Origin of the sequence: Marinobacterium sp. xm-g-48, from assembly GCF_013282925.1 — a bacterium.
GTDB lineage: Bacteria > Pseudomonadota > Gammaproteobacteria > Pseudomonadales > Balneatricaceae > Marinobacterium_E.
In genome coordinates this window covers 23,699-48,056 of the sequence record NZ_WBYQ01000008.1, presented here as the reverse complement: position 1 = coordinate 48,056, position 24,358 = coordinate 23,699, and the positions used below count along the sequence as shown (strand labels likewise).

The following is a 24,358-nucleotide window of genomic DNA, read 5'->3' as shown; positions in this document are numbered from 1 at the left end:
AGCCCATAGTTTAAGGATGGGCTCTTTCGGCTACAAGTTTTAAAAACAATTATGCGGTTTCAGATACTAAATCTAGCTCTTCTAACATCGCTTCTAAGCGATCAATTTCCGTCTCATTAAAGACTGGGATGCCAGACTCAATGACCTCTTGCGCTGCAATACCAGCGCCAGACGCCTCTTTACCACTGAAGGCAGCGCCTGAGATGTCGCGATTACCACAGGCTGGGCTATCGGCTTTCATCAAAGCCGCAACGCACCCCTCTCGCTTTGCCAGTTCTGCTGTGAGCTCGGCGCCAAGAACAAACTGCGGAGTAACGTCTTCGCCTTCATCTGTGATGACTTCAACCGGAATACGACGAGCAATAGTGGCGTAGGGGCGAGGGACAGTGAGACCACCGGCGACCTCGGGACAGATCCTAACGAGGCGATCTTCGTTTTGTAGCCTCTCTAGCAGGGGGTGATTAATGAGGTTGTGACGTCCATCGTATCGAACGTTTTCGCCCAAAAGACAGGCGCTGATAAGCACTTTATTCATAAATGTGTGACCGTGTTTTTTTATTATTGTGTCGTAGATGTCGCTGTACGACGATTTAGTGGTTGGCGATCATACAGAAGTGGAAAGGGGAAGTCAGCCTGTGAGTCTCAATCAATGGTCTTACACAGGCTGTTAGGCTGTTTAAGCCTCTGGACGGGCGTCCACCATAAAGGTTGCTTCACCCGTTGCGATTACCTTGTCGCCAACATAAACGTTGGTGTCACAAAGGACACGACGACGGCGTTCATTGATCTCTTTAACGGTGATTTCTGCTCTCGCTGTTTGCCCGATAAAAAGGGGTGCCTTGAACTTAATCTGCTGATCAACATAGATCGCTCCAGGTCCAGGAAGTTTCGTACCGGCCACAGTAGAGATTAATGCCGCACTTAGCATGCCGTGGGCAATGCGCTGGCCGAATGGAGTTGTCGCAGCATACTCCTCATTAATGTGTACAGGATTGGTGTCACCCGAAATGCCTGCAAAGCCATAGACATCTGCCTCAGAAATGGTCTTTGCAAAACTGTCGCTCATACCAACTACAAGGTCTTCTAAGTAGTAGCCGTGTAAATTATCCATAAATCATCCTAAACAGTGTGGAATTGGGTTTTTGCAACAGGTTACTCACTTTTTCATGGGTTGCAAGAGAGGTTTCAAGATTCCCCAGTGGGGATAAATCAGGTATCTTTGCGTTTCGTTATATTGAATGGACTAAACTTTCTACCATGATCATTAAACCAAAAATTCGCGGTTTCATCTGCACAACAACTCACCCAACAGGCTGTGAAGCAAACGTTCGCGAGCAAATTGCGAAGACTCAAGCGCAAGGAACGATTGATGGTCCTAAGCGTGTACTTATTGTAGGTGCATCATCGGGTTATGGTTTGAGTTCACGTATAACAGCAGCCTTTGGTGCGGGTGCTTCTACCATTGGTGTCTTCTTTGAAAAAGAGGGAACCGAGAAGAAACCAGGTACCGCGGGTTGGTATAACTCGGCGAGTTTTGAAAAGCTGGCCCACGAAGCAGGGCTTTACGCTAAATCGATTAACGGCGACGCTTTCTCTCATGAAGCGAAAGCGAAAACCATTGAGATGATCAAAGAGGACTTAGGTCAAATTGATCTTGTGGTCTATTCGCTGGCGTCTCCTGTTCGTAAAATGCCAGACTCTGGTGAGGTGATTCGTTCTGCCTTGAAGCCGATCGGTGAGGTCTACCGTTCAACAGCGATCGATACTAACAAAGATGTCATCATCGAAGCGGAAGTCGAACCAGCCAATCAAGAAGAGATCGACGCAACCGTCAAAGTGATGGGCGGTCAGGATTGGGAGCTTTGGATCGAAGCTCTGGATGAAGCAGGAGTTTTGGCTGACGGTGCTAAAACCGTTGCTTACAGCTACATTGGTACCGATATCACTTGGCCGATCTACTGGCACGGTACCCTTGGTAAAGCGAAGCAGGATTTGGATCGTGCTGCCTCTGAATTGAATGCGCGCTTGTCGAAAAAGGGTGGTCAAGCAAACGTAGGGGTTCTTAAGTCCGTTGTGACACAGGCCTCGTCTGCTATTCCTGTGATGCCACTCTATCTAGCTATGGTGTTCAAAATCATGCGTGCTGAAGGTGTTCATGAAGGGTGCCAAGAGCAGATTGACCGACTATTCCGCACCGGTCTCTACGGTGACAGCTGCGAAATGGACGAAGGCAACCGCTTCCGTCTAGATGATTGGGAGCTTCGTGACAGTATTCAAACGGCGTGTAAAGCCCTATGGCCAGATGTCACTTCTGAAAATCTGTTTGAATTGACCGATTACCAACTCTACAAAGATGAGTTCTTGAAGCTGTTCGGCTTCGGTATTGACGGTGTTGATTACGACGCTGAAGTGGATACTTTGGTTCCGTTCAAGCCACTCGAATTGTCTTAATACAAGTCAACTCAAAAAAAACCGGCTATGTGCCGGTTTTTTATTGTCAGTTGCTACAGGTGATCGTAAAGCCCATAGAGTGCGTATGGATTTTTCTGATTTCAGTCTTGGTGCACTCACATAAGATTGGCTACACTGTCACCATCAAACATTTAGAGCGTTTTTTAGATGAAATACAAAGGCTTTCCAAAATTTTCTCATAGCCAGAAAGATAAAATCGGCGTCCTTGTGACCAATCTGGGTACACCGGATGCACCGACTCCCAAAGCGCTTAAACGCTACCTTAAGGAGTTTCTTTGGGATCCTCGTGTCGTGGAAGTTCCGCGTCCAATTTGGTGGATGGTTCTCAATCTTATCATCTTAAATATACGCCCGAAGCGTTCTGCTGAAGCCTACTCAACCGTGTGGACGGACGAAGGCTCACCGCTTCTTACTCATACTAAAAATCAGACAGAAGCTATCCGTAACCATTTTGAATCGCTGTATGGCGATCGCGTCGTGGTTGATTTTGCGATGCGTTATGGCAATCCATCGATTGAATCAGTGCTAGATCGCATGCAAGAAGCGGGTGTTCGAAAGTTAGTAGTGTTGCCACTCTATCCGCAATACAGCGCTTCAACGACCGCTTCTACCTTTGATGCGGTAGCGAGTGATTTTCAAAAACGCCGTCTGATTCCAGATTTCCGTTTTATTCAGCAGTACGCTGATGAACCTGCTTACATTGAGGCGGTAGCAGAGAAGATCCAAGCTCATTGGGCTGAGCATGGGCGAGCGGATAAACTCATTCTCTCTTATCATGGTGTACCAAAACGATACCTTTTAAATGGCGATCCGTACCACTGTCAGTGTCATAAAACGACACGACTGATTGCCGATCGTTTGGGGTTAGAAGAGGGGGAGTACATGACCTGCTTCCAGTCTCGATTTGGTCGCGAAGAGTGGTTGAAGCCATATACTGATGAGACGCTTAAATCCCTACCTGGCCAGGGTGTGAAATCTGTTCAGGTGGTCTGCCCTGGGTTTTCGTCTGATTGTCTTGAGACCATTGAAGAGATCGGTGAAGAGAACCGCGAATATTTCGAAGAGGCGGGTGGTGAGCGTTATGAATACATTGAAGCGCTAAACTCTGATGCATCACACATTAACATGCTGTGTGGATTGATTGATCGTGAACTTCAAGGGTGGATCTCCAAACCTGAAGATGATTATCAATTACGAGCATCCGAAGCCAAAGCTAAAGGCGCGGAACAGTAGAGTTTGTTCTGCGCTAAAAAGCACTTTGCCTAGTGAATACTTTAGGCCACAATAGAATCTAATCTATTGGATCAGGAGGTCTGTGATGTCTGCTACGAAACCGCACCCTAAATTTCTTGAAGCGATGAGTCAGTTGTCACAGATGGACGAAGATGAGCGATTATCAGAGGCGAACAAAGAGCTGTTTGATCAAGCGATCAAGTACGCCCCACTCGATATTCAGCCTCAATTGATTGCGATTCAGAAAAAGTACGAAACCCCACTGCACTGATTGCTCGTTTATTGATCACTCCAATGCGACAGCTGGGACTTTAACCTCTCAATTTTAGCTTCAGCTCGATCCTCTCTAATTTTCGGTGGCGTATCAGTTGTGCGTCGCCCACCGTAAGACTGAACGGTCACTTGCCCATGTTTGACCTCGCTGGCGCGTTTAACACTGTTAGCGCGTCGATCAAAAGGTGAAGTACGACGTTCGGGGCCTTCATAGGCATCATGAATCGCCTGTCGCCACCAGTCATAAGCCGCATCATAAGAGACCAGTAGTTCGCTGGCGCGCTCTCCAGAGGGGAATTCCCAAAAGTAACGTATCTTTCCTTCTACAAGGTCACGAATAAGATAAGCGTCTTTGAGCTGGTTGAGCAGTGTCATGTTTAGTCCGTTAAATGGATTGTCTGGAATCTTTTCATAAGAGTAGACTATAAATCTGTGTTCTTAAACGGAAGTCTTTCAGATAAGTAAGATTTTTGTGATGACAGATAGTCCCGCTCCTCATCAACGAAGTTAGCGATCGCTTTGTGAAATTCTGGGTGATTAACCCAATGTACAGAGTGAGTAAATATAGGTTCAAAACCGCGCTTAATCTTATGTTCTCCCTGTGCACCTGAGTCAAAGCGCTTGAGCTGTCGTGCAATGCAGTAGTCGATCCCCTGGTAGTAGCAGGTCTCGAAGTGCAGCGCGTCATACTCTTCATAACAGCCCCAATAGCGACCATAGAGCGTACTGCTGTCATGGAAGGATAGGGCGCCCGCAACGATTTTTCCGTCAAGTTGTGCAAAGACAAACAGCATCTGCTCGGGCATGGTGTGCACTAATTCGGTAAAGAAACTCTCATTTAGGTAGGGCTCACGTCCCCGTTTAAGGTAGGTGAGTGAGTAGAGTTCGTAAAACTGCTGAAGTTGATCTTGGGTAATATCTGAACCTGAGAGGTGAATGAATTTAAACGCCTCGGTTTTTTCGCGCTCTTTACGCAGCTCTTTGCGTTTTCGAGAAGTGAGCCCTTCTAGGAAGTGGTTAAAGTCACGATAATCTCTATTAAACCACTGATACTGCAGTCCGCTTCTGATTAACAAATCCCTAGGCAGAGCGCTTTTTATCGATGAGTCGTTTGGAAAGAGAAGGTGCCAGCTTTCTAATTTGTACTCGCTAGCAAAGGTTTTAATCGCTTGGGATATTCTCTGTAGAGACTCTTCAGCTTTCAGTTTACCTACCCATCTCGGGCCGGTTGATGGCGTAAAAGGGACTGCGCTTAGAAGCTTTGGATAGTAGTTTAAGCCGGATTGATGGAAAGCGTTTGCCCAACTCTGATCAAAAACATACTCACCCCAAGAGTGGTATTTAATATAGAGAGGGAGATAGATAATCGTCTCACCCTCCTCAATTAATTCTAAGTGACAGGGTTGCCAACCCTGTTCCGTCGAAACAGACCCTGAATGTTCCATCGCGGCCAAGAATTCATGACGCAGAAAGGGATAGTCGGAATCCTTAAGTTCATTCCAACGATGCTTATCAATACTATTAATGGATTGATGAGTCCTAATTTCCATCTGCTTGGTCTATATTTAAGAAAAGGTTAGGTCGTTACGAGGAGTATATAGAAATGGATGAACTAGAACTCGAATTTCAGTTAGATGCTCAACTTGCTGCGGATACGATTAAGTTGGGTGATTTCCCGCTCTCTTCGGTTTTGCTGATGAATGATAGCCAATATCCTTGGCTGATTCTTGTACCTCGTCGTGCGGGTATGACAGAGATCTACCATCTCAGTGCAGAGGATCAACAGCAGATGCTGCTGGAGACCAGTGCACTGGCTCAAGCGTTATCCGATATCTTCGCGGCCAAAAAGATGAATGTTGCGAATCTAGGTAACATGGTTTCCCAATTGCATATACATGTTATCGCCCGGTTAGAGAGTGATCCTGCTTGGCCAGGACCAGTCTGGGGGAAAGTGCCAGCACAGCCTTACAGCTCAGATGAGCTAGCCTCTGTCAAAGAGCGTTTGGATGCCTTGTTAACCGGTGAAGTTGAGTTTAGAGCGGTATAATCAGCGTTTGACAGGTTGAAAACCAGTTACCGCTCTTCGTAGATAGTTTGACGTCCCAAAGGTGACAGGCCTTAAGCCTGTCACCCGCTCTAGAATCCACAAGATACTCTTTGAAATACCAAAAATTGCCCTGTAATAGCCTGTTAATTCAGGTATAATTCCCGCCTTTCGGCCATAGGCCTAACCATTTTAGTTAATACTCGTTTCAGCGGGTTTTAGTAGATAGGACAGCAGAGTTATGCGCAGCCACTATTGCGGCGATCTTCGTGAAGAACATATTGGACAAGAAATTACCCTGGCAGGTTGGGTGCACCGTCGTCGTGACCACGGTGGCGTAATCTTCCTAGATCTTCGTGATCGTGAGGGTTTGACACAGGTTGTGTTTGATCCAGATCGCGAAGAGAGTTTCGCGTTGGCGGATAGCTGCCGAAACGAGTTCGTAGTTGAGGTTAAAGGCCTTGTTCGTGCTCGGCCAGAGGGTACTACCAACCCGGATATGCCAACGGGTGCTATCGAGGTGCTGGGTAAAGAGCTGATCATCCTGAACAAGGCTGAAACTCCTCCTTTTCAGTTGGATGAGCACCAGCAAGTGGGTGAAGATGTTCGTCTTCGTCACCGCTACGTCGATCTCCGCCGTCCAGAGATTCAAGAGAAGCTTCGTTTCCGCTCTAAAGTGACTCACCAGGTTCGTGCTTACCTTGAAGATCAAGGTTTCCTAGATATCGAAACGCCGATTCTGACTCGTGCTACACCAGAGGGTGCACGTGACTACCTAGTCCCAAGCCGTACTCATGAAGGTAGCTTCTTCGCACTGCCTCAGTCACCACAGCTGTTTAAACAACTGCTGATGGTCTCTGGCTTTGATCGCTACTACCAAATTGCTAAGTGTTTCCGTGATGAAGACCTGCGTGCTGATCGTCAGCCAGAGTTCACTCAGATCGATATCGAGACCTCATTCCTTGATGAGCACGAGGTGATGGCAATCACTGAAAATATGATCCGTGGCCTGTTCAAAGATCAATTGAACATCGATCTAGGCGAGTTCCCGCACATGCCATACTCTGAGGCGATGCAGCGTTTTGGTTCTGATAAGCCAGACCTGCGTATTCCTATGGAATTGGTTGATGTTGCAGACCTTGTCGCAACTGTCGACTTTAAAGTGTTTGCTGGCCCAGCAACGGATCCAAAAGGTCGCGTCGCGGCTCTTAAAGTACCGGGCGGTTCAGAGCTGACTCGTAAGCAGATTGATGAGTACACTAAGTTCGTATCAATCTACGGTGCGAAAGGTTTGGCGTGGATTAAAGTGAATGATCTAGCGGCTGGCGCTGAAGGCCTTCAGTCTCCAATTGTTAAGTTCTTGGGTGCAGAGATTGCGCTGCAGATTATGGAGCGCCTTGAAGCGAAAGATGGTGATCTTGTCTTCTTCGGTGCGGATAAAGCCAACATCGTTAACGAAGCCTTGGGTGCGCTGCGTATCAAAGTGGGTGAAGACCTTAACATGCTTGAGCGTGAGTGGGCGCCACTATGGGTTGTCGACTTCCCAATGTTTGAAGAGAACTCCGATGGCAGCATGACAGCGCTTCACCACCCATTCACAGCACCGAGCTGTTCACCAGAGGAGTTGATTGCTCAGCCTGAAGGTCAGCTGTCACGTGCCTACGATATGGTTCTTAACGGTTGTGAGCTTGGTGGTGGTTCGGTTCGTATCCACGATCAAGAGATGCAGAAAGCGGTCTTCAAAGTACTGGGTATCAGTGATGAAGAGGCGGACGAGAAGTTTGGCTTCCTATTGAACGCGCTTAAGTTCGGTGCGCCACCACATGCGGGTCTGGCGTTCGGTCTTGATCGCTTGATTATGTTGATGACAGGTTCTACTTCGATTCGTGAAGTGATCGCCTTCCCTAAAACTCAGTCAGCGGCTTGTCCAATGACTGAAGCACCGGGAGAAGTGAGCGCGGCTCAACTGCGTGACCTAAACATCAAGTTGCGTAAAACACCTTAATCGAGTGTTTGATTAAAAAAAACCGGCAGTAAGCCGGTTTTTTTGTGTCTCTGGAAAATGCTGAAAGACTTACAACTCGCAGATGCGAGTTGATCGCGGTTTTTCGCTGCGCTCAAATTCGCTCCTACAGTCGAGCTACGCAGAGAGATCGTTGCAAAGTCCTACTATAGGAGCGTATTGGCGCCCCGCGCCAAACCGCGATCGATTGGACTTGCTAATCGAATTTAATGCTCCGGTGACTGGCTTTAGCCTGTCAACCGCTGTCTGTTTAAGGTATTGGTCTCAATCACAACTACTGTTAGTATATACAGCATTAAAACAATCTCTACGACAGGCGACCGATGCTGATATTGGGAATCGACCCAGGTTCAAGAATTACCGGATACGGCATCATCAATGCTCAGGGTAATAAGGCTGAGTACGTTGCCAGTGGTTGTATCAAAATCGCGGATGCGACCCTTCCTGATAAGTTAAATCAAGTCTTTAGCGGTGTCTCTGAACTGATTGAGCGCTACCAGCCTCAAGAGTGTGCGATAGAGCAGGTCTTTATGTCTCGTAACGCTGACTCTGCGCTTAAGTTAGGGCAGGCACGAGGGGCCGCTATCGTAGCGGCCGTCAATCGGGGTGTAGAGGTTCATGAATATGCGGCACGCCTGGTGAAGCAGGCAGTAGCTGGAACTGGCGCTGCGGATAAGGGGCAGGTCCAGATGATGGTGCAGCGTATTTTGTCACTTCCGGGGTTGCCACAGGTCGATGCGGCTGATGGGCTGGCCATCGCACTCTGTCATGCCTATACCCGTCAAGGCTTAATAGCGACAGCGGGAACTCGTCGTTCAGTAAAAGGGCGATGGAGATTGTAAGTGCTTTCGAATAATATCAATGCGTTACTTTATTGAGGTCAGATTGTGATAGGTCGTTTAACAGGTGAATTGGTAGAGAAGTCACCTCCAGAGTTGCTGATAGATGTTTCCGGTGTCGGTTATGAATTGGAAGCATCCATGAATACCTTCTACAAATTGCCGGACGTCGGCACCTTTGTAACGCTGTATACACACTTCGTTGTGCGTGAAGATGCACAGCTTCTTTATGGATTTGCCGACAAAAACGAACGCACTCTGTTTCGAACCCTGATCAAGGTGAATGGGGTGGGGCCTAAGTTGGCGTTGACCATTCTTTCGGGTATCTCCGTCCAAGAGTTCATTCGAACGGTTCAGCATGAGGACAGTACAGCCCTGGTACGTCTGCCGGGTGTCGGTAAAAAAACCGCTGAGCGTTTAATCATCGAGATGAAGGATAAGCTGGATCGACTTGAGCTACCGACCCGTGTTGAAGCGGAACTGAGTGATTTTGCAATGCCCATCGTGGATGCGAAGCCTACCGTCGATTACAGAGCAGATGCAGAGACGGCACTGGTCGCATTGGGTTATAAACCGCTGCAAGCAACTAAGGCGATTGAAAAAGCGGTCACCGAATTGGGTGAGACGGCCGATACAGAATCGTTGATTCGTCAGGCACTTAAGATGATGGTGGCAAGCTAAGATGCAGATTGAACCTGATCGTTTTATATCGCCGGTTAAGACACCCAATGAAGAGGTGCATGATCGCGCGGTTCGCCCTAAGACACTTCAAGACTATGAAGGTCAGCCGCAAGTTCGAGAGCAGATGGAGATCTTCATCCATGCCGCTCGCAAGCGTAATGAAGCACTGGATCATACTCTGATCTTTGGCCCGCCAGGATTGGGTAAAACCACACTGGCCAATATTATTGCCAATGAGATGGGCAGTGAAATTAAAACCACCTCTGGCCCTGTTTTAGAGAAAGCGGGTGATATTGCAGCTCTTCTGACCAATCTTGAGCCGGGAGATGTGCTCTTCATAGACGAGATTCATCGACTCAGTGCCAGTGTCGAAGAGGTACTCTATCCCGCGATGGAGGACTACCAGCTCGATATCATGATCGGTGAAGGCCCAGCTGCACGATCGATCAAACTGGAACTGCCCCCCTTTACGTTAGTCGGTGCTACGACACGTGCCGGCTTATTGACGTCACCACTGCGTGATCGTTTCGGTATTGTGCAGCGGTTAGAGTTCTATTCGATTGCCGATCTGACCAATATTGTCATGCGAACGGCACGTTTAAGTGGTTCTGAAATCGATGAGGGTGGTGCGCACGAGATTGCACGTCGTTCTCGCGGTACTCCTCGTATTGCCAACCGGCTCCTGCGCCGTGCACGTGACTTCTCTGAAGTGAAAGGGGATGGGCGTATCACCGAAGAGATGGCTGATCTGGCATTGAATATGCTCAATGTCGATCAACATGGTTTTGATCACATGGACCGTCGAATGCTGCTCGCCATGCTAGAAAAGTTTGGTGGTGGTCCTGTTGGTGTGGACAGTCTTGCGGCAGCCATTAGCGAAGAGCGTGACACCATCGAAGACGTTCTCGAGCCCTATTTGATTCAGCAAGGTTTTGTCATGCGCACGCCAAGAGGGCGGGTGCTAACCGACCATGCTTACCGATACTTTGGTGTCGATAAGCCTGAAGGAAACTAGTTTATTATGGCGTTTCAGTGGCCTGTCAGAGTCTACATAGAAGATACCGATTTTGGCGGTATTGTTTACTACGTTAATTATCTAAAATTTATGGAGCGTGCTCGGACGGAGTTGTTGCGTTCGGCGGGTTGGTCGCAGCACGAACTGTCACAGCAAAATTTGATTTTTGTGGTTGGTTCGGTGGAGGCGCAATATTTAGCGCCGGCTAGGCTTGATGATTCGTTAATTGTCAGAACAACCGTCAAAAAACCGCAAGGTGCACGTGTTAAATTTCTGCAAGCTGTTGTTAAGGAGGGATCTGATAGAGTCCTCTGCCAAGCAGAAGTTGAAGTGATATCCGTCACTGGAGCCATGCGTCCGAAACGCTGGCCAAAAGAGTTAATTACATCAATCACCCAAGCGCATCCGGAAGCTTGGGATTAACAGGAGTTGAGTGTGGAAGATCAGCTGTCGATTTGGAGCCTCGTATTTGGTGCGAGTTTCGTCGTCCAGTTAGTTATGTTGTCGCTTTTGGCGGCTTCGTTTTTATCTTGGGTTGTTATCTTTCAACGTCGCCGCGTCATTAGCGGTGCACAAAAAGCGTTTAAAGCATTTGAAGAGCGTTTTTGGTCGGGTGCTGATTTAGGTCAGCTCTACCGCGAAGCCAATGCTGAACCTAATTCAGAGAGCGGAGCTGAAAATATTTTCCGAGCTGGACTCAAAGAATTTACACGTCTGACACAGCAGTCAAATGCTGATCCGGATATGGTGATGAACGGTGTGCAGCGAGCCATGCGTGTCGCAATGGCACGTGAAGAGGAGAAGCTCGAAGCGCACCTTCCTTTCCTTGCAACGGTGGGTTCTACCAGCCCCTATGTCGGTCTGTTTGGAACCGTGTGGGGTATCATGAATGCGTTTCGTGGTCTGGCTAACGTTCAGCAGGCGACCCTTGCCTCGGTAGCGCCGGGTATTTCAGAAGCCTTGGTCGCGACGGCTATAGGTCTGTTTGCGGCGATTCCGGCCGTGGTGGCCTACAACCGTTACTCAGCATCGGTGGATTCTCTGTTGAACAGTTACGAAACCTTTGCCGATGAGTTCTCTAGCATTCTTTACCGTCGCGTTCATGCTCGTTAAGGGTAAAAGATGATTAGGCGTCAGCGCACAAAGCGCAAATTGAATGCAGAGATTAACGTCGTACCCTATATCGATGTGACCTTGGTTCTGCTGATTATCTTTATGGTGACAGCTCCTATGTTGACTCAAGGCGTTGATGTGGAACTCCCGAAAGCCTCCTCTGAGCCTGTAGAGACTCAAGATGAAGAGCCATTGATCGTGACGGTTGATGCAGAAGGACTTTACTACATCAATTTGGGTGAAGATGAGACGGTTCCTAAAAGTGCCGAACAGATAGCGGGTCAGATCAGGCAGATACTCTCGGTTAACCCTGGAAAAATGATGTTGGTTCGAGGTGATCGTCAAGCGAGCTATGATCAGGTGGTTCAGTTAATGGTGCTGTTACAGGGTGCTGGAGCTGAACGAGTCGGTTTGGTGACGGAGTAGATCCTTGTTCGATCGTAGTTATCTTCTGCCAACCCTTTTTGCTGCACTGGTTCATGCACTGGTGTTGGTGGTTATTTCAGGGGTTTGGATCGGTCAAGAGGTGGATCGTAAAGCGCAGCCGCGACATATCGAGGCTCGAATGGTCGATCTTTCGGATCTGGTTGAAAAGAAAGCCGCTGAAGAGAAATTGATGAAAGATAAATCAGCTGCAGAGGCTGCGAAGAAAAAAGCCGCGGAACGAGCCAAGAAAGCCAAAGCCGATGAGGCAAAGCGCAAGAAAGCAGCGGACGCTAAACGTAAAGCGGATGCTAAAAAAGCCGCTGATAAGAAAAAAGCCGATGACGCTAAGCGCAAAAAAGCGGCTGAAGAGAAAAAGAGAGCAGAGGCTGAACGTAAAGCTGCAGAGCGTAAAAAAGCTGAAGCGGCTAAGAAAAAAGCTGATGCAGAGGCTAAAAAAGCCAAATTAAAAGCCGCTGAAGAGGCTAAGAAAAAGGCGGAAGCTAAGAAGCGTCAAGCGGAAGAGGCTAAACGCAAAGCTGCAGAAGAGGCCAAACGAAAAGCGGATGCAGAGCGTAAAGCCCAGGAGCAGGCTGAAGCAAAACGTCGCGAAGAGCTGGCAAGGCAGCGTGCCGCAGCAGCTGAAAGAGCAGCACAAACGGTCGCTGATGTAGGTGCCTACATTCGAACGCTAACAGAAGATAACTGGCGTCTGCCCTCTACAGCACGTAACGGGATGACAGCGACCGTGCGGATTCACTTCTTCCCATCGGGTGAAGTGGATCTGGCAGAGATTATTAAAAGCAGTGGTGACATGGCTTACGATCGATCAGTACTTCAGGCGATTGAGCGTGTAGGGCAGTATGAGTTGATTGCAAGCGTCGACCCGATTACGTTTGAGCGTAATTTGCGTAGAGTGTTAATTGAATTTAGACCTGAGGGATTGAGATGGTAAATCTTAACCAATTTAAAAGCCTGATATTTGTTCTGTTGTGGGCGCCACTAATCGTTAAAGCTGAATTGGTTGTCGAAGTGACACAGGGTCTTTCTGAGCCAACACCGGTAGCGGTTGTCCCTTTTAAGTGGACAGGGCAGGGTGCGCTCCCAGAAGATGTGGCGCAGATTGTCGATCAAGATCTATCACGTTCAGGTCTATTCACTACTTTACCAAGATCAGCGATGTTAAGCCTGCCTTCTGAGCGCAGCCAGGTCTTCTTCCGTGATTGGCGAATGACGAAGAGTGACTTCCTTGTGGTCGGTAAAATCGAGCCGATCTCCGCGACACGCGTCAGCCTTCGCTATGAACTTTATGATGTTCTTAAAGAGGAGAACATCATGATCCAGCCTTTAGAGAGTGACATTAACCAACTTAGAGATGCGGCTCACTTTATTGCGGATCAGATCTATCAGGCACTGACAGGCAATCGTGGTGCTTTTTCAACTCGCATCGTCTACGTCACCGCTGAACAGTTGACCAGTCAAACCTCTCGCTACCGTCTTGAGATGGCTGACTGGGATGGCAACCGTCCGCGTGTAATTTTAGAGTCACGCGAACCGATCATGTCACCGAGCTGGTCCGCGGATGGCAAGAAGATCGCTTACGTTTCGTTTGAAACGGGTCGTCCATCAATCTATGTTCAGTACCTGGCAACCGGGAAACGCGAACGAATCCAATCATTCTCCGGCTTGAATGGTGCGCCGGCTTGGTCACCTGATGGCAATAAGCTAGCACTGGTGCTCTCTAAAGACGGTAATGCCGAGATCTATGTGTTGGATGTGACCTCGGGTCAGTTGCAACGAGTGACTAATCACTATGGGATCGATACCGAGCCAAGCTGGGCGCCCGATGGTGAGTCGCTCTTCTTCACCTCTGACCGAGGAGGGTCGCCACAGATCTATCGTCTATTCTTGGCGACACGTCAAATGACTCGAGTAACCTACGAAGGAAACTACAACGCCCGTGCCAGCATGACCCCTGACGGTCGCTTCCTAGCGTTGATTCACCGCTCAGGTGGGTCAGGTAATCGCTTCTCTGTTGCGGTATTGGATCTAAAGACTGATCGACTCGATATTCTGACAGAGACCGGTTTGGAAGAGTCTCCCACCATTGCGCCTAATGCCAGCGTAGTCCTTTATGCAACGCAAGAGGGTAATCAAGGTGTGCTATCAGCAGTCTCTTTGGATGGTCAGGTACGATTTAGAATGCCGAATACTCGTGGTGATGTTCGCGCTCCTGCATGGAGTCCCTACCTTTATTAATGTTGGTAGTATAATTCCACATAACCGGACAGGTTATTCCTGTCCGTCATAAACACCCCCGCCTTCGGTTTTAAAAAGCATCTATATAACAAACCGTTAACTGTTTATTCAAAATTAGTTAGCTGTTTGTCCTGTAAATTAACTACATAATCACTGAAAGCCCCTCTCCCTCTGTAGCGGCAATAAACCTCTGTCAGGTATAATTTGCGCGATTTTGGGAAAGGTCCGTCTGTACGATTGAGCTTCAAAAGAGCGAGATGGTTTCAGTACGAGGCTTTAAAAATTTTTAGCGGATTGGAATAAAGCGAATGATCAAGATCAGAAAGGGTCTAGATCTGCCTATCACAGGTGCACCAGAACAGAAGGTATCCCCTTCAGCTGATGTTAAAACTGTGGCGCTTCTAGGAGCCGATTACGTTGGTCTAAAACCAACAATGATGGTTCGGGAAGGGGATCGAGTAAAACTCGGTCAGGTGATCTTTACTGATAAGAAGAATGATGGCGTTCAATTCACAGCTCCTGGTGCAGGGGTTGTTACTGCGATTAATCGCGGTGAACGTCGAGTGCTACAGTCAGTCGTCATTGAATTGGATTCAGACGAAGACGCAGTTGAGTTTTCTAGTTACGCAGCTTCTGAGCTTGCCTCTTTGGAAGAGTCTCAGGTTCGTGAAAACCTAATTGCTTCAGGGTTGTGGGCTTCTCTAAGAACTCGTCCTTTCGGTAAGGTACCAGCAGTCGATGCGGTACCAAGTTCGATCTTTGTGACTGCGATGGACACCAATCCATTAGCGATGGACCCTAGCGTTGTTCTAAGTGCCGAAAAAGAGGCGTTTGAACAGGGTCTAACCGTTCTGACTCGCATCCAAGCCAACAACGTTTATCTCTGTGCAGCTCCAGGTACAGAGCTACCTTCCGTATCTGGTGTTACAACAGAAACCTTTGAAGGTACTCACCCTGCCGGCAACGTAGGTACACACATTCACTTCCTTGATCCTGTTCACCGTAACAAGCAGGTATGGTACTTGGGTTACCAAGATGTGATCGCGATCGGTAAGTTATTTACAACGGGTCGTTTGAGCACTGAGCGTTACCTATCTTTAGCGGGTCCCCAAGTTGAGGTGCCTACGCTGCTTAAAACACGTGTTGGTGCGTCACTTGATGAGTTGACGGCTGGTCAGCTTAAAGCTGGCGATAACCGTGTGATCAATGGCTCTGTTTGGAATGGTGCTAAAGCGTCTGGTCCAACCGCTTACCTTGCGCGTTACGCCAACCAGGTAAGCGTTCTTCGTGAAGGCACAGAACGTGAATTCATGGGTTGGGTAGCACCAGGCACAGAGAAATTCTCTGTGATGAACATGTTTGTATCTATGTTCAAGCCGGGTAAAAAGTTTGCCTTTACTACAACAACAAACGGTTCAGAACGTGCCATGGTTCCTACTGGTCAGTTTGAACGTTTGATGCCCCTAGATATTCTTCCAACTCAACTGCTTCGTTCACTGGTTGTCGGCGATATCGCTGTTGCTATGGACCTTGGTTGTCTTGAGCTGGAAGAGGAAGATCTGGCGCTCTGTACTTTTGCCTGCCCAGGTAAATATGAGTACGGCGAGATCCTTCGTGACAACCTTTCTCGTATAGAGAAAGAAGCCTAAGGAGGAGAAGATTATGAGCTTACGTGGTTTTTTTGATTCTTTAGAACCTCACTTCCACAAAGGTGGTAAGTACGAGAACTGGTACGCACTCTACGAAGCGGTAGATACCATTTTCTACACGCCAGGTGCCGTGACTAAGACAGCCTCACACGTTCGTGATGCGGTTGACCTAAAACGTATGATGATCCTGGTTTGGATGTGTACCTTCCCTGCGGTATTTGCTGGCCTGTACAATGTTGGCTTCCAAGCAAACAGCGCAATGGAAGTGCTTGGCCTGACCGAAGCGGAAGGCTGGCGGGGTGCTGTAATTTCTGCTCTTGCAGGTTACGACGCAACAAGCGCCTGGGATAACATCCTACATGGTGCCATGTACTGGCTACCCATCTATGCAACGACCTTTATTGTAGGTGGCTTCTGGGAAGTCCTATTTGCAATGAAGCGTGGCCATGAAGTGAACGAAGGTTTCTTCGTAACTTCGATCCTTTTCTCACTGATTCTTCCTCCGACTGTTCCGCTATGGCAGGTCGCACTGGGCATCAGCTTTGGTGTTGTTATCGGTAAAGAGGTGTTCGGTGGTACTGGTAAAAACTTCCTTAACCCAGCACTGACAGGCCGTGCATTCCTATTCTTTGCTTACCCAGCACAGATGTCAGGTGATGCGATCTGGACCGCAGTTGATGGCTTCTCAGGTGCAACACCGCTTGGTCTAGCCGCTGCCGGTGGTATCGAGGGCGTTCTTGCTGCAAACGTGACTTGGATGGATGCTTTCCTAGGCTCGATTCAAGGTTCAGTGGGTGAAACCTCAACATTGGCGATCATGATTGGTGGTGCAGTGTTGCTGTTTGCTCGTGTTGCCGCGTGGCGAATTGTTGCCGGTGTTTTCCTCGGCATGGTTGCGACCACGTTACTGTTCAATGCGATCGGTTCTGAAACCAATCCAATGTTCAGCGTTCCTTTCTACTGGCATCTTGTTATGGGTGGATTCGCGTTCGGTATGTTCTTTATGGCGACCGACCCAGTTTCTGGCTCAATGACGGATAAAGGTAAGTGGGTTTTTGGTGCTCTAATCGGCGTGATGGTTGTTCTTATCCGCGTGGTTAACCCAGCATTCCCAGAAGGTATGATGCTCGCGATCCTATTCGCGAACCTCTTTGCGCCGCTCATCGATAATTTCGTGGTGCAAGCGAACATCAAACGGAGGATCGCACGTAATGTCGGCTAATAACGATACGATTAGCAAAACGGTTACGGTAACCGTTCTGCTATGTGTAATCTGTTCGGTAGTGGTGTCAGCAGCAGCTGTCATCCTTAAACCCAAACAGGTTGCTAACAAAGATCTTGACCGTAAGACAAACATTCTTGCGGCAGCGGGTCTTCTTCAACCAGGCAAATCGGTTGATGAGCTGTTCGCACAGATCACAACCAAAGTTGTTGATATGGAAACAGGCAAGTTCACTGATGCAGTAGACGGTGCTAAGTTCGATATCCAGAAGGCGGCTAAAGACCCTGCGCTATCAAAATCACTGTCGCGTGAAGATGATAAAGCGTCGATCAAGCGTCAGCCTAACTTCATGCCAGTCTACGTTGTAGAAGGCAATAACGGTGCACTGGATAAGATCATCCTGCCTGTTCACGGATACGGTCTTTGGTCAACGCTGTACGGCTTCCTAGCATTGGAAGGTGATCTAAATACAGTGGTCGGTCTAGGCTTCTACTCACACGCAGAGACTCCGGGTCTTGGTGGTGAGGTGGACAACCCAGCTTGGAAAGCGATCTGGCCGGGCAAAAAAGTCTACGCCAATGACATGCAGAAGCCAGAGCTTCAGCTGATCAAAGGTAAGGTTGATGCATCGACAGTTAACGCTGAGTACAAAGTTGACGGCCTTTCAGGTGCAACGTTGACGGGTAACGGTGTCACTAACCTTGTTCAATTCTGGATGGGCAAAAACGGCTACGCTCCGTTCTTGGCTAACCTTCGTGCAGGAGACGCTTAATCATGGCTAAGTCAAAAGAGATCTTGACGACCCCTATCTTTAAGGACAACCCAATTGCACTGCAAATCTTGGGTGTATGTTCTGCACTAGCGGTTACGTCAAACATGGCAACGGCACTGGTTATGTCGTTGGCTGTTATTGTGGTTACCGCATTCTCGAACATGTTCGTGTCGATTATTCGTAACCATATCCCGGGTAACATCCGTATCATCGTTCAGATGACGATCATTGCATCCTTGGTAATCGTTGTTGACCAGTTCCTGAAAGCCTACGCTTACGATATCTCTAAGCAGCTTTCGGTATTCGTTGGTTTGATCATCACTAACTGTATCGTAATGGGTCGTGCAGAAGCCTTCGCGATGAAGAACCCACCACTACCAAGCTTCTTAGATGGTATTGGTAACGGTCTTGGTTACGGCGCTGTATTGATGTTTGTCGGTTTCTTCCGCGAACTCTTTGGTGCAGGTTCACTGTTCGGTATCGAGATTCTTCCGCTAGTCACTAATGGTGGTTGGTACCAGAGCAACGGTCTATTGTTGCTTCCTCCAAGTGCCTTCTTCCTAATCGGTATCTTCATCTGGATCATCCGCTCTTGGGATCCAAAACAAGTTGAGGCGCCAGATTTTGAAATGGCGGCTAACACTAAAGGAGGTTCTCACTAATGGAACAGATGATCAGTCTTGCCGTTAAGGCGATCTTCGTTGAGAACATGGCTCTCGCATTCTTCTTGGGAATGTGTACCTTCTTGGCGATCTCTAAGAAGGTTCAAACAGCCTTTGGTTTAGGTGTAGCCGTTATCGTTGTATTGGCGATTACGACTCCAGTAAACAACCTGATCTTCAACCTATTGCTTCGTGAAGGGGCATTGGCTTGGGCGGGTTACCCAGAAGTTGACCTTAGCTTCCTAGGTTACATCTCTTACATCGGCGTTATCGCTGCGATCGTTCAGATCCTAGAGATGTTCCTAGATAAATTCGTTCCAGCGCTTTACAACGCGTTGGGTGTCTTCCTACCACTGATCACAGTTAACTGTGCAATCATGGGTGCTGCGCTGTTCATGGTTGAGCGTGACTACACCTTTGGTGAGAGTGTTGTTTACGGCACGAGCGCAGGTATCGGTTGGGCACTTGCGATCACAGCCTTGGCTGGTATTCGTGAGAAGCTGAAGTACTCAGATGTACCAGAGGGTCTGCGTGGTCTAGGTATCACCTTCATCACTGTCGGTCTGATGTCGCTAGGCTTCATGTCATTCTCTGGCGTGTCTCTGTAACTGGTCTACTAGGAGAGGAATGAATTAGCTATGAATGCAGAAATCATCCTAGGCGTGGTGATGTTTACAGTCGTGGTACTGGCACTGGTTGCTATTATCTTGGCTGCCCGCGCTAAGCTGGTTAGCTCCGGCAATGTAACAATTGAAATTAACGGTGATCCTGAAAAAACAATCACAGTGCCTGCAGGCGGTAAATTGCTGCAGACTCTAGCGGACAAGGGTGTATTCCTTGCCTCTGCTTGTGGTGGTGGCGGTACCTGTGCCCAGTGTAAGTGTGAAGTTCATGAAGGTGGCGGTTCTATGTTGCCTACTGAAGAGTCACACTTCACAATGCGTGAAGCAAAAGAGGGCTGGCGTCTAAGCTGTCAGGTGCCTGTTAAACAGGACATGAAGATTCATGTTGAAGATGATGTCTTCGGCGTTAAGAAGTGGACCTGTACGGTTGACTCTAACCCGAACGTCGCAACCTTCATCAAAGAGCTGACCCTGCGTCTGCCTGAAGGCGAGAACGTCGACTTCCGTGCAGGGGGTTACGTTCAGCTAGAGTGTCCACCACACACCGTAAACTACAAAGACTTCGCAATCGAGGAAGAGTACCACCCAGATTGGGATAAGTTCGATATCTGGCGTTACGTCTCTAAAGTCGACGAAACAACGATTCGTGCTTACTCTATGGCGAACTACCCTGAAGAGCGCGGTGTGGTTAAGTTTAATATCCGTATTGCAACGCCACCTCCAGGTCGTGACGACGTGCCACCTGGCATCATGTCATCGTACGTATTTAGCCTGAAACCAGGTGATACGATTGATGTTTACGGTCCATTCGGTGAGTTCTTCGCTCGCGAGACTGACAATGAGATGGTCTTCATCGGCGGTGGTGCAGGTATGGCGCCAATGCGCTCACACATCTTCGATCAGCTTAAGCGTCTAAACTCTAAGCGTAAGATCTCTTTCTGGTACGGTGCACGCTCTGTTCGTGAAGCCTTCTACACAGAAGAGTTCGATAAGTTGGCTGAAGAGAATGAGAACTTCGAATGGCACCTAGCACTGTCTGATCCACTTCCAGAAGATAACTGGGAAGGTCTGACTGGCTTCATCCACAACGTCCTTCTAGAGAACTACTTGAAGGATCATGAAGCACCAGAGGATTGTGAGTACTACATGTGTGGGCCACCAATGATGAACGCAGCGGTGATCGACATGCTACTCAACCTAGGTGTTGAACGTGAGAACATCATGCTTGACGACTTCGGTGGCTAATAGATGATTTCAGGTTTTAAAAGCCTTATTAAATGGCCGGTAGCTATGCTACTGGCCGTTTTTGTTCTAACGGGCTGTAACTTTTTTGAAAATGAGAAGGTGGTTGGCATTGATGGTCAAACCATGGGCACTACCTTCAGTATGCGCTGGGTTGATCTTAACGAAGATCGAATCAACGATATTCGCAATCGTGCCGGTAAGGTTCTTGCAACCGTTAATCAGCAGATGTCGACCTACATTCCTAATAGTGAACTCTCGACCTTTAACAAACTTCCTGCGGGCAGTGAGATGGAAGTCTCCGATGCGCTAGCGGCGGTTGTAGAGCAGTCACTAGCGATCAGTGAGCGTTCGGGCGGGGCGTTTGATGTCACAGTAGGTCCACTGGTTAACCTTTGGGGTTTTGGGCCTAATGGCCGCATCGAAAAGGCACCCACCGAGGCTGAGATCGCTTCATTGAAAGAGCGTATTGGTTACCAAAAAGTCGAGGTTTTAAAAGACCCCTCTCGTCTGAGAAAATTAGGACAGCAGTATGTTGATCTCTCTGCCATCGCTAAAGGCTATGGTGTCGATCAGTTGGCTGAGATTCTCGAAGCCGAAGGTATTCACAACTATTTGGTTGAGATAGGTGGTGAGCTTCGAGCGAAAGGCTTGAAGCCAGATGGTTCACACTGGCGCATTGCCATTGAGTCACCGGCATCGATGGAGCGCAGTATCGGACGAATCATTAATGTTAAGGATACGGCGATTGCTACATCCGGTGATTACCGAAACTACTTTGAGGAAGGCGGTGTCCGTTTTTCGCACACCATTAATCCTGAGACGGGTAAACCGATTACTCACCGCTTAGCGTCAGTAACCGTATTAACGCCGACCTGTGCTGAGGCGGATGCATTAGCAACGACCCTGATGGTCATGGGCGAAAACAGAGGCTTTGAGTTCGCCAAAGAAGAGGGGATAGCAGCCTACTTCTTATATAAGTCAGAGCAGGGTGATACATTTATCGAACAGGCAACAGCAGAGTTTGAAGCCTTTGTTCAAGAAGGAGAGTAAGCCATGGAAATTATGGTCATTACATTTATTGTTCTACTGGTTGTCATCGTTGGTATGTCAGTAGGCGTGATCTTCTCGAATAAGCCAATTAAGGGCTCTTGTGGTGGCATGAGTGCACTCGGCATGGATACCGTTTGTGATATCTGTGGCGGTCGCCCCGAAGATTGTGATGGCGAGCAAGACGCGGTCCAAAAGAAAGAGATTAATAAAGACGATCTAGCTTACGAAGTTAAGTAGATCGATCGACGATAACGACAAGGAAAGTTGAGGTACTAAATGGCAGCCTACGAATACGATGTAGTGGTAATTGGCTCGGGTCCTGCGGGTGAGGGTGCTGCAATGAATGCAGCTAAAAAAGGTCGCCGTGTAGCGGTGATCGAAGAGCAGTCCACAGTCGGCGGTAACTGTACTCATAAAGGTACCATCCCTTCTAAAGCGCTGCGTCACTCCGTTAAACAGATCATCGAGTTCAACACCAACCCAATGTTCCGTGATATCGGTGAACCACGCTGGTTCTCATTTCCTAAAGTGTTAAGTCGTGCCGAGAAGGTGATCTCTAATCAGGTCATGCTACGCACTAACTTCTATGCGCGCAATCGTGTTGATCTCTTCTTTGGTGAAGCCAAGCTGGTTTCAAACAGTGAAGTCAGTATTGTAGGTAATAACGGCAGTGCTGATACGCTCAAAGCGAAAAACATCATCATCGCAACGGGCTCCAGCCCATACTGTCCACCGGATGTTGATTTTAACCACCCACGTATCTACAACTCAGACACTGTGCTTAAACTCTGCCATACACCACGCAATATGGTGATCTACGGTGCCGGTGTTATCGGTTGTGAATACGCCTCTATCTTCAGTGGGTTAGGGGTGAAAGTGGATTTGATCGACAATCGTGATCGTCTTCTATCTTTTCTAGATGGCGAGATCTCTGATGCGTTGAGTTACCACCTACGCAACAACGGCGTCATGATTCGTCACAACGAAGAGTATGACAAGATTGAAGGGACAGAGAACGGTGTCGTAATCACCATGAAGTCTGGTAAGGTCCTTCGTACGGATGCCTTCCTATGGTGTAACGGTCGTACCGGCAATACCGCACAACTTGATCTTGATAAGGTCGGTTTGAAAGCCAACGGTCGCGGACAGTTGGATGTTGATGATCACTACCGTACGGAAGTCGATGGTATCTACGCTGTAGGTGATGTGATCGGCTGGCCTGGCCTGGCATCAGCAGCGCTTGATCAAGGGCGTGCCGCTTCAGAAGATATGTTGGATGCCGATGATTTTCGTTTTGTCAGTGAAGTGCCTTCAGGTATCTATACCATTCCAGAGATCAGCTCGATCGGTAAAACCGAAGAGGAGCTTACCTCGGCAGCGGTACCCTACGAAGTGGGTCAAGCCTTCTTTAAAGATACTGCGCGTGCTCAGATTTCCGGTGAACCCGTTGGTATGCTGAAAATCTTGTTCCACCGTGAATCTCTGGAAATTCTGGGTATCCACTGCTTTGGTGACCAAGCATCCGAGATCATCCACATCGGCCAAGCGATCATGGCACAAGAGGGTGAAGCGAATACTGTGAAGTACTTTGTAAACACCACCTTCAACTACCCAACCATGGCTGAAGCCTACCGTGTTGCTGCTCTTGCGGGCCTAAACCGATTAGAGAGTAAATAAACTATTCTATGGTTGTTAAGAGCGCCTTAGGGCGCTCTTTTTGTTTAAGCCAAAGATCTATAACGGTATAACTAAATTAGCTACAATGGTTCATTACTTCACCGAAGGGGTTTGAACCGTGAGCGAGCTGACACCACTGCATGAGTTAAGGTCTAAAATCGAAGAGATCATCGTCGGCCAAGAGTCTGTGATCGATCGTCTTCTTATTGCGTTACTCAGTGGCGGGCACGTGCTCCTTGAAGGCCCACCGGGTCTAGCTAAGACAACTCTGGTTCATTCTCTCGCCGCGGGAATGAATGCCCGTTTTCAGCGTGTTCAATTTACACCGGATCTTATGCCAGCCGATTTGACTGGCAGTGAAGTGTTCGATGCCAATAGTGGCAGCTTCCGTTTTATCGAAGGACCACTGTTTCATGAGGTGTTACTGGCTGATGAGATCAACCGTGCGCCACCTAAGGTGCAATCTGCACTGTTGGAAGCCATGGCCGAGCATCAAATCACGGTGGCCGGTAAAACCTATCCTCTGCCTCCTGTCTTTATGGTGTTGGCAACTCAAAACCCCCTAGAACAATCGGGTACCTACCCTCTGCCTGAAGCTCAACTGGATCGTTTCCTATTCAAGATCGTATTGGACTACCCAAGCATCGATGAAGAGATCGAGATCACTCGTCGAGCTCGTGCCGCCCAGGAGGGGCATGTCGAGGCCGACATGCAGGCCCTACTGACACCCAGTGAGCTTCTTGCCCTGAGAGAGTCGTTAAACAGTGTCTTTATTGAAGAAAGGGTAGAGCGGTTTGCGATAGAGTTGGTCTCTGCCACTCGTCGATTAAATCAATACATCCCAGAGTGGTGTGGTTATGTGAAAGCGGGTGCGTCGCCCCGCGCGTCGATTGCTCTGCTTCAGGCGGCGACCGCAAGAGCACTACTGAATCAGCGTGATTTTGTGCTTCCTGAGGATATTTATGCGCTTGCCGTTGATGTACTTCGTCATCGCTTGGTACTCAGCTTCTCGGCTAAGGCCGACGGGGTAACTGAAGAGGCAGTGATTCATCGTCTTTTAGAGACGCTCCCCGCGGTTTAACA

General features: G+C 48.4%; 27 protein-coding genes. 23 read left to right on the top strand and 4 right to left on the bottom strand.

Features of this window, described 5'->3' with window-relative positions:
* Positions 1 to 49 precede the first annotated feature (49 nt).
* Positions 50 to 535 carry a DUF523 domain-containing protein gene (locus XMG48_RS10845; protein ID WP_173482096.1) on the bottom strand — a complete coding sequence of 162 codons (486 nt, stop codon included), beginning with the start codon at positions 533 to 535 and terminating at the stop codon, positions 50 to 52.
* A gap of 141 nt (positions 536 to 676) precedes the next feature.
* Entirely contained in the window at positions 677 to 1,111 is a 435-nt protein-coding gene (locus XMG48_RS10840; protein ID WP_173482095.1) for a MaoC family dehydratase, read from the bottom strand.
* Between the two features lie 146 nt (positions 1,112 to 1,257).
* On the opposite strand from XMG48_RS10840, the gene fabV reads away from it, so the two are divergent.
* The 3 genes from fabV to XMG48_RS10825 all read left to right on the top strand — a co-directional run bounded on the left by fabV (position 1,258) and on the right by XMG48_RS10825 (position 3,976).
* Complete coding sequence (gene fabV, locus XMG48_RS10835; protein WP_173482094.1) at positions 1,258 to 2,451, top strand: enoyl-ACP reductase FabV; 1,194 nt, start codon at positions 1,258 to 1,260, stop codon at positions 2,449 to 2,451.
* A 168-nt stretch (positions 2,452 to 2,619) separates the two neighbouring features.
* Entirely contained in the window at positions 2,620 to 3,705 is a 1,086-nt protein-coding gene (hemH, locus tag XMG48_RS10830; RefSeq protein ID WP_173482093.1) for a ferrochelatase, read from the top strand.
* Positions 3,706 to 3,790: 85 nt separating this feature from the next.
* Positions 3,791 to 3,976 (top strand): hypothetical protein, encoded by a 186-nt coding sequence (locus XMG48_RS10825; protein WP_173482092.1) that lies wholly within the window; start codon positions 3,791 to 3,793, stop codon positions 3,974 to 3,976.
* Between the two features lie 8 nt (positions 3,977 to 3,984).
* Here the strand turns inward: XMG48_RS10825 and XMG48_RS10820 are convergent, their stop codons facing one another.
* Entirely contained in the window at positions 3,985 to 4,353 is a 369-nt protein-coding gene (locus XMG48_RS10820) for a hypothetical protein (protein ID WP_173482091.1), read from the bottom strand.
* Positions 4,354 to 4,400: 47 nt separating this feature from the next.
* Entirely contained in the window at positions 4,401 to 5,528 is a 1,128-nt protein-coding gene (locus XMG48_RS10815) for a GNAT family N-acetyltransferase (RefSeq protein WP_173482090.1), read from the bottom strand.
* A gap of 53 nt (positions 5,529 to 5,581) precedes the next feature.
* Between XMG48_RS10815 and XMG48_RS10810 the strand changes: the two genes are divergently transcribed.
* The 20 genes from XMG48_RS10810 to XMG48_RS10715 all read left to right on the top strand — a co-directional run bounded on the left by XMG48_RS10810 (position 5,582) and on the right by XMG48_RS10715 (position 24,356).
* Positions 5,582 to 6,025 carry an HIT domain-containing protein gene (locus XMG48_RS10810; protein ID WP_173482089.1) on the top strand — a complete coding sequence of 148 codons (444 nt, stop codon included), beginning with the start codon at positions 5,582 to 5,584 and terminating at the stop codon, positions 6,023 to 6,025.
* Positions 6,026 to 6,263: 238 nt separating this feature from the next.
* On the top strand, positions 6,264 to 8,027 hold the full coding sequence (gene aspS, locus XMG48_RS10805; protein ID WP_173482088.1) for an aspartate--tRNA ligase: 1,764 nt from the start codon (positions 6,264 to 6,266) through the stop codon (positions 8,025 to 8,027).
* Positions 8,028 to 8,368: 341 nt separating this feature from the next.
* On the top strand, positions 8,369 to 8,887 hold the full coding sequence (gene ruvC / locus XMG48_RS10800; RefSeq protein WP_173482087.1) for a crossover junction endodeoxyribonuclease RuvC: 519 nt from the start codon (positions 8,369 to 8,371) through the stop codon (positions 8,885 to 8,887).
* A gap of 45 nt (positions 8,888 to 8,932) precedes the next feature.
* On the top strand, positions 8,933 to 9,565 hold the full coding sequence (gene ruvA, locus XMG48_RS10795) for a Holliday junction branch migration protein RuvA (protein ID WP_173482086.1): 633 nt from the start codon (positions 8,933 to 8,935) through the stop codon (positions 9,563 to 9,565).
* A 1-nt stretch (position 9,566) separates the two neighbouring features.
* Entirely contained in the window at positions 9,567 to 10,580 is a 1,014-nt protein-coding gene (ruvB, locus tag XMG48_RS10790; RefSeq protein ID WP_173482085.1) for a Holliday junction branch migration DNA helicase RuvB, read from the top strand.
* 6 nt (positions 10,581 to 10,586) lie between these two features.
* Positions 10,587 to 11,003 carry a tol-pal system-associated acyl-CoA thioesterase gene (ybgC, locus tag XMG48_RS10785; RefSeq protein WP_173482084.1) on the top strand — a complete coding sequence of 139 codons (417 nt, stop codon included), beginning with the start codon at positions 10,587 to 10,589 and terminating at the stop codon, positions 11,001 to 11,003.
* 12 nt (positions 11,004 to 11,015) lie between these two features.
* The gene (gene tolQ / locus XMG48_RS10780) at positions 11,016 to 11,693 is read left to right on the top strand and encodes a protein TolQ (RefSeq protein ID WP_173482083.1); all 678 of its coding nucleotides are present in this window, start codon (positions 11,016 to 11,018) and stop codon (positions 11,691 to 11,693) included.
* 9 nt (positions 11,694 to 11,702) lie between these two features.
* Entirely contained in the window at positions 11,703 to 12,119 is a 417-nt protein-coding gene (gene tolR, locus XMG48_RS10775; RefSeq protein WP_173482082.1) for a protein TolR, read from the top strand.
* A gap of 4 nt (positions 12,120 to 12,123) precedes the next feature.
* Positions 12,124 to 13,071, top strand: coding sequence for a cell envelope integrity protein TolA (tolA, locus tag XMG48_RS10770; RefSeq protein ID WP_173482081.1), 948 nt, complete (start codon positions 12,124 to 12,126; stop codon positions 13,069 to 13,071).
* Positions 13,065 to 14,375, top strand: coding sequence for a Tol-Pal system beta propeller repeat protein TolB (gene tolB / locus XMG48_RS10765; RefSeq protein WP_173482080.1), 1,311 nt, complete (start codon positions 13,065 to 13,067; stop codon positions 14,373 to 14,375). Before tolA ends, tolB begins: the two co-directional genes overlap by 7 nt.
* Before the next feature lie 308 nt (positions 14,376 to 14,683).
* Positions 14,684 to 16,024 carry a Na(+)-translocating NADH-quinone reductase subunit A gene (locus XMG48_RS10760; protein WP_173482079.1) on the top strand — a complete coding sequence of 447 codons (1,341 nt, stop codon included), beginning with the start codon at positions 14,684 to 14,686 and terminating at the stop codon, positions 16,022 to 16,024.
* Positions 16,025 to 16,037: 13 nt separating this feature from the next.
* Entirely contained in the window at positions 16,038 to 17,246 is a 1,209-nt protein-coding gene (locus tag XMG48_RS10755; protein ID WP_173482078.1) for an NADH:ubiquinone reductase (Na(+)-transporting) subunit B, read from the top strand.
* Positions 17,236 to 18,018: a Na(+)-translocating NADH-quinone reductase subunit C gene (locus XMG48_RS10750; RefSeq protein ID WP_173482077.1), complete on the top strand. Its 783-nt coding sequence runs from the start codon at positions 17,236 to 17,238 to the stop codon at positions 18,016 to 18,018. The genes XMG48_RS10755 and XMG48_RS10750 overlap by 11 nt, the downstream gene beginning before the upstream one ends.
* Before the next feature lie 2 nt (positions 18,019 to 18,020).
* Positions 18,021 to 18,680: an NADH:ubiquinone reductase (Na(+)-transporting) subunit D gene (locus XMG48_RS10745; protein WP_173482076.1), complete on the top strand. Its 660-nt coding sequence runs from the start codon at positions 18,021 to 18,023 to the stop codon at positions 18,678 to 18,680.
* Positions 18,680 to 19,288 carry an NADH:ubiquinone reductase (Na(+)-transporting) subunit E gene (gene nqrE / locus XMG48_RS10740; protein ID WP_173482075.1) on the top strand — a complete coding sequence of 203 codons (609 nt, stop codon included), beginning with the start codon at positions 18,680 to 18,682 and terminating at the stop codon, positions 19,286 to 19,288. Before XMG48_RS10745 ends, nqrE begins: the two co-directional genes overlap by 1 nt.
* Positions 19,289 to 19,318: 30 nt before the next feature.
* A complete protein-coding gene (gene nqrF / locus XMG48_RS10735; protein WP_173482074.1) occupies positions 19,319 to 20,548 on the top strand; it encodes an NADH:ubiquinone reductase (Na(+)-transporting) subunit F in 1,230 nt (409 codons plus the stop codon).
* Between the two features lie 3 nt (positions 20,549 to 20,551).
* Complete coding sequence (locus XMG48_RS10730; protein WP_173482073.1) at positions 20,552 to 21,598, top strand: FAD:protein FMN transferase; 1,047 nt, start codon at positions 20,552 to 20,554, stop codon at positions 21,596 to 21,598.
* Positions 21,599 to 21,601: 3 nt separating this feature from the next.
* Complete coding sequence (nqrM, locus tag XMG48_RS10725; protein ID WP_173482072.1) at positions 21,602 to 21,835, top strand: (Na+)-NQR maturation NqrM; 234 nt, start codon at positions 21,602 to 21,604, stop codon at positions 21,833 to 21,835.
* A gap of 39 nt (positions 21,836 to 21,874) precedes the next feature.
* Positions 21,875 to 23,275, top strand: coding sequence for a Si-specific NAD(P)(+) transhydrogenase (gene sthA / locus XMG48_RS10720; protein ID WP_173482071.1), 1,401 nt, complete (start codon positions 21,875 to 21,877; stop codon positions 23,273 to 23,275).
* A 118-nt stretch (positions 23,276 to 23,393) separates the two neighbouring features.
* Positions 23,394 to 24,356, top strand: coding sequence for a MoxR family ATPase (locus XMG48_RS10715; protein WP_173482070.1), 963 nt, complete (start codon positions 23,394 to 23,396; stop codon positions 24,354 to 24,356).
* Positions 24,357 to 24,358: the final 2 nt, after the last annotated feature.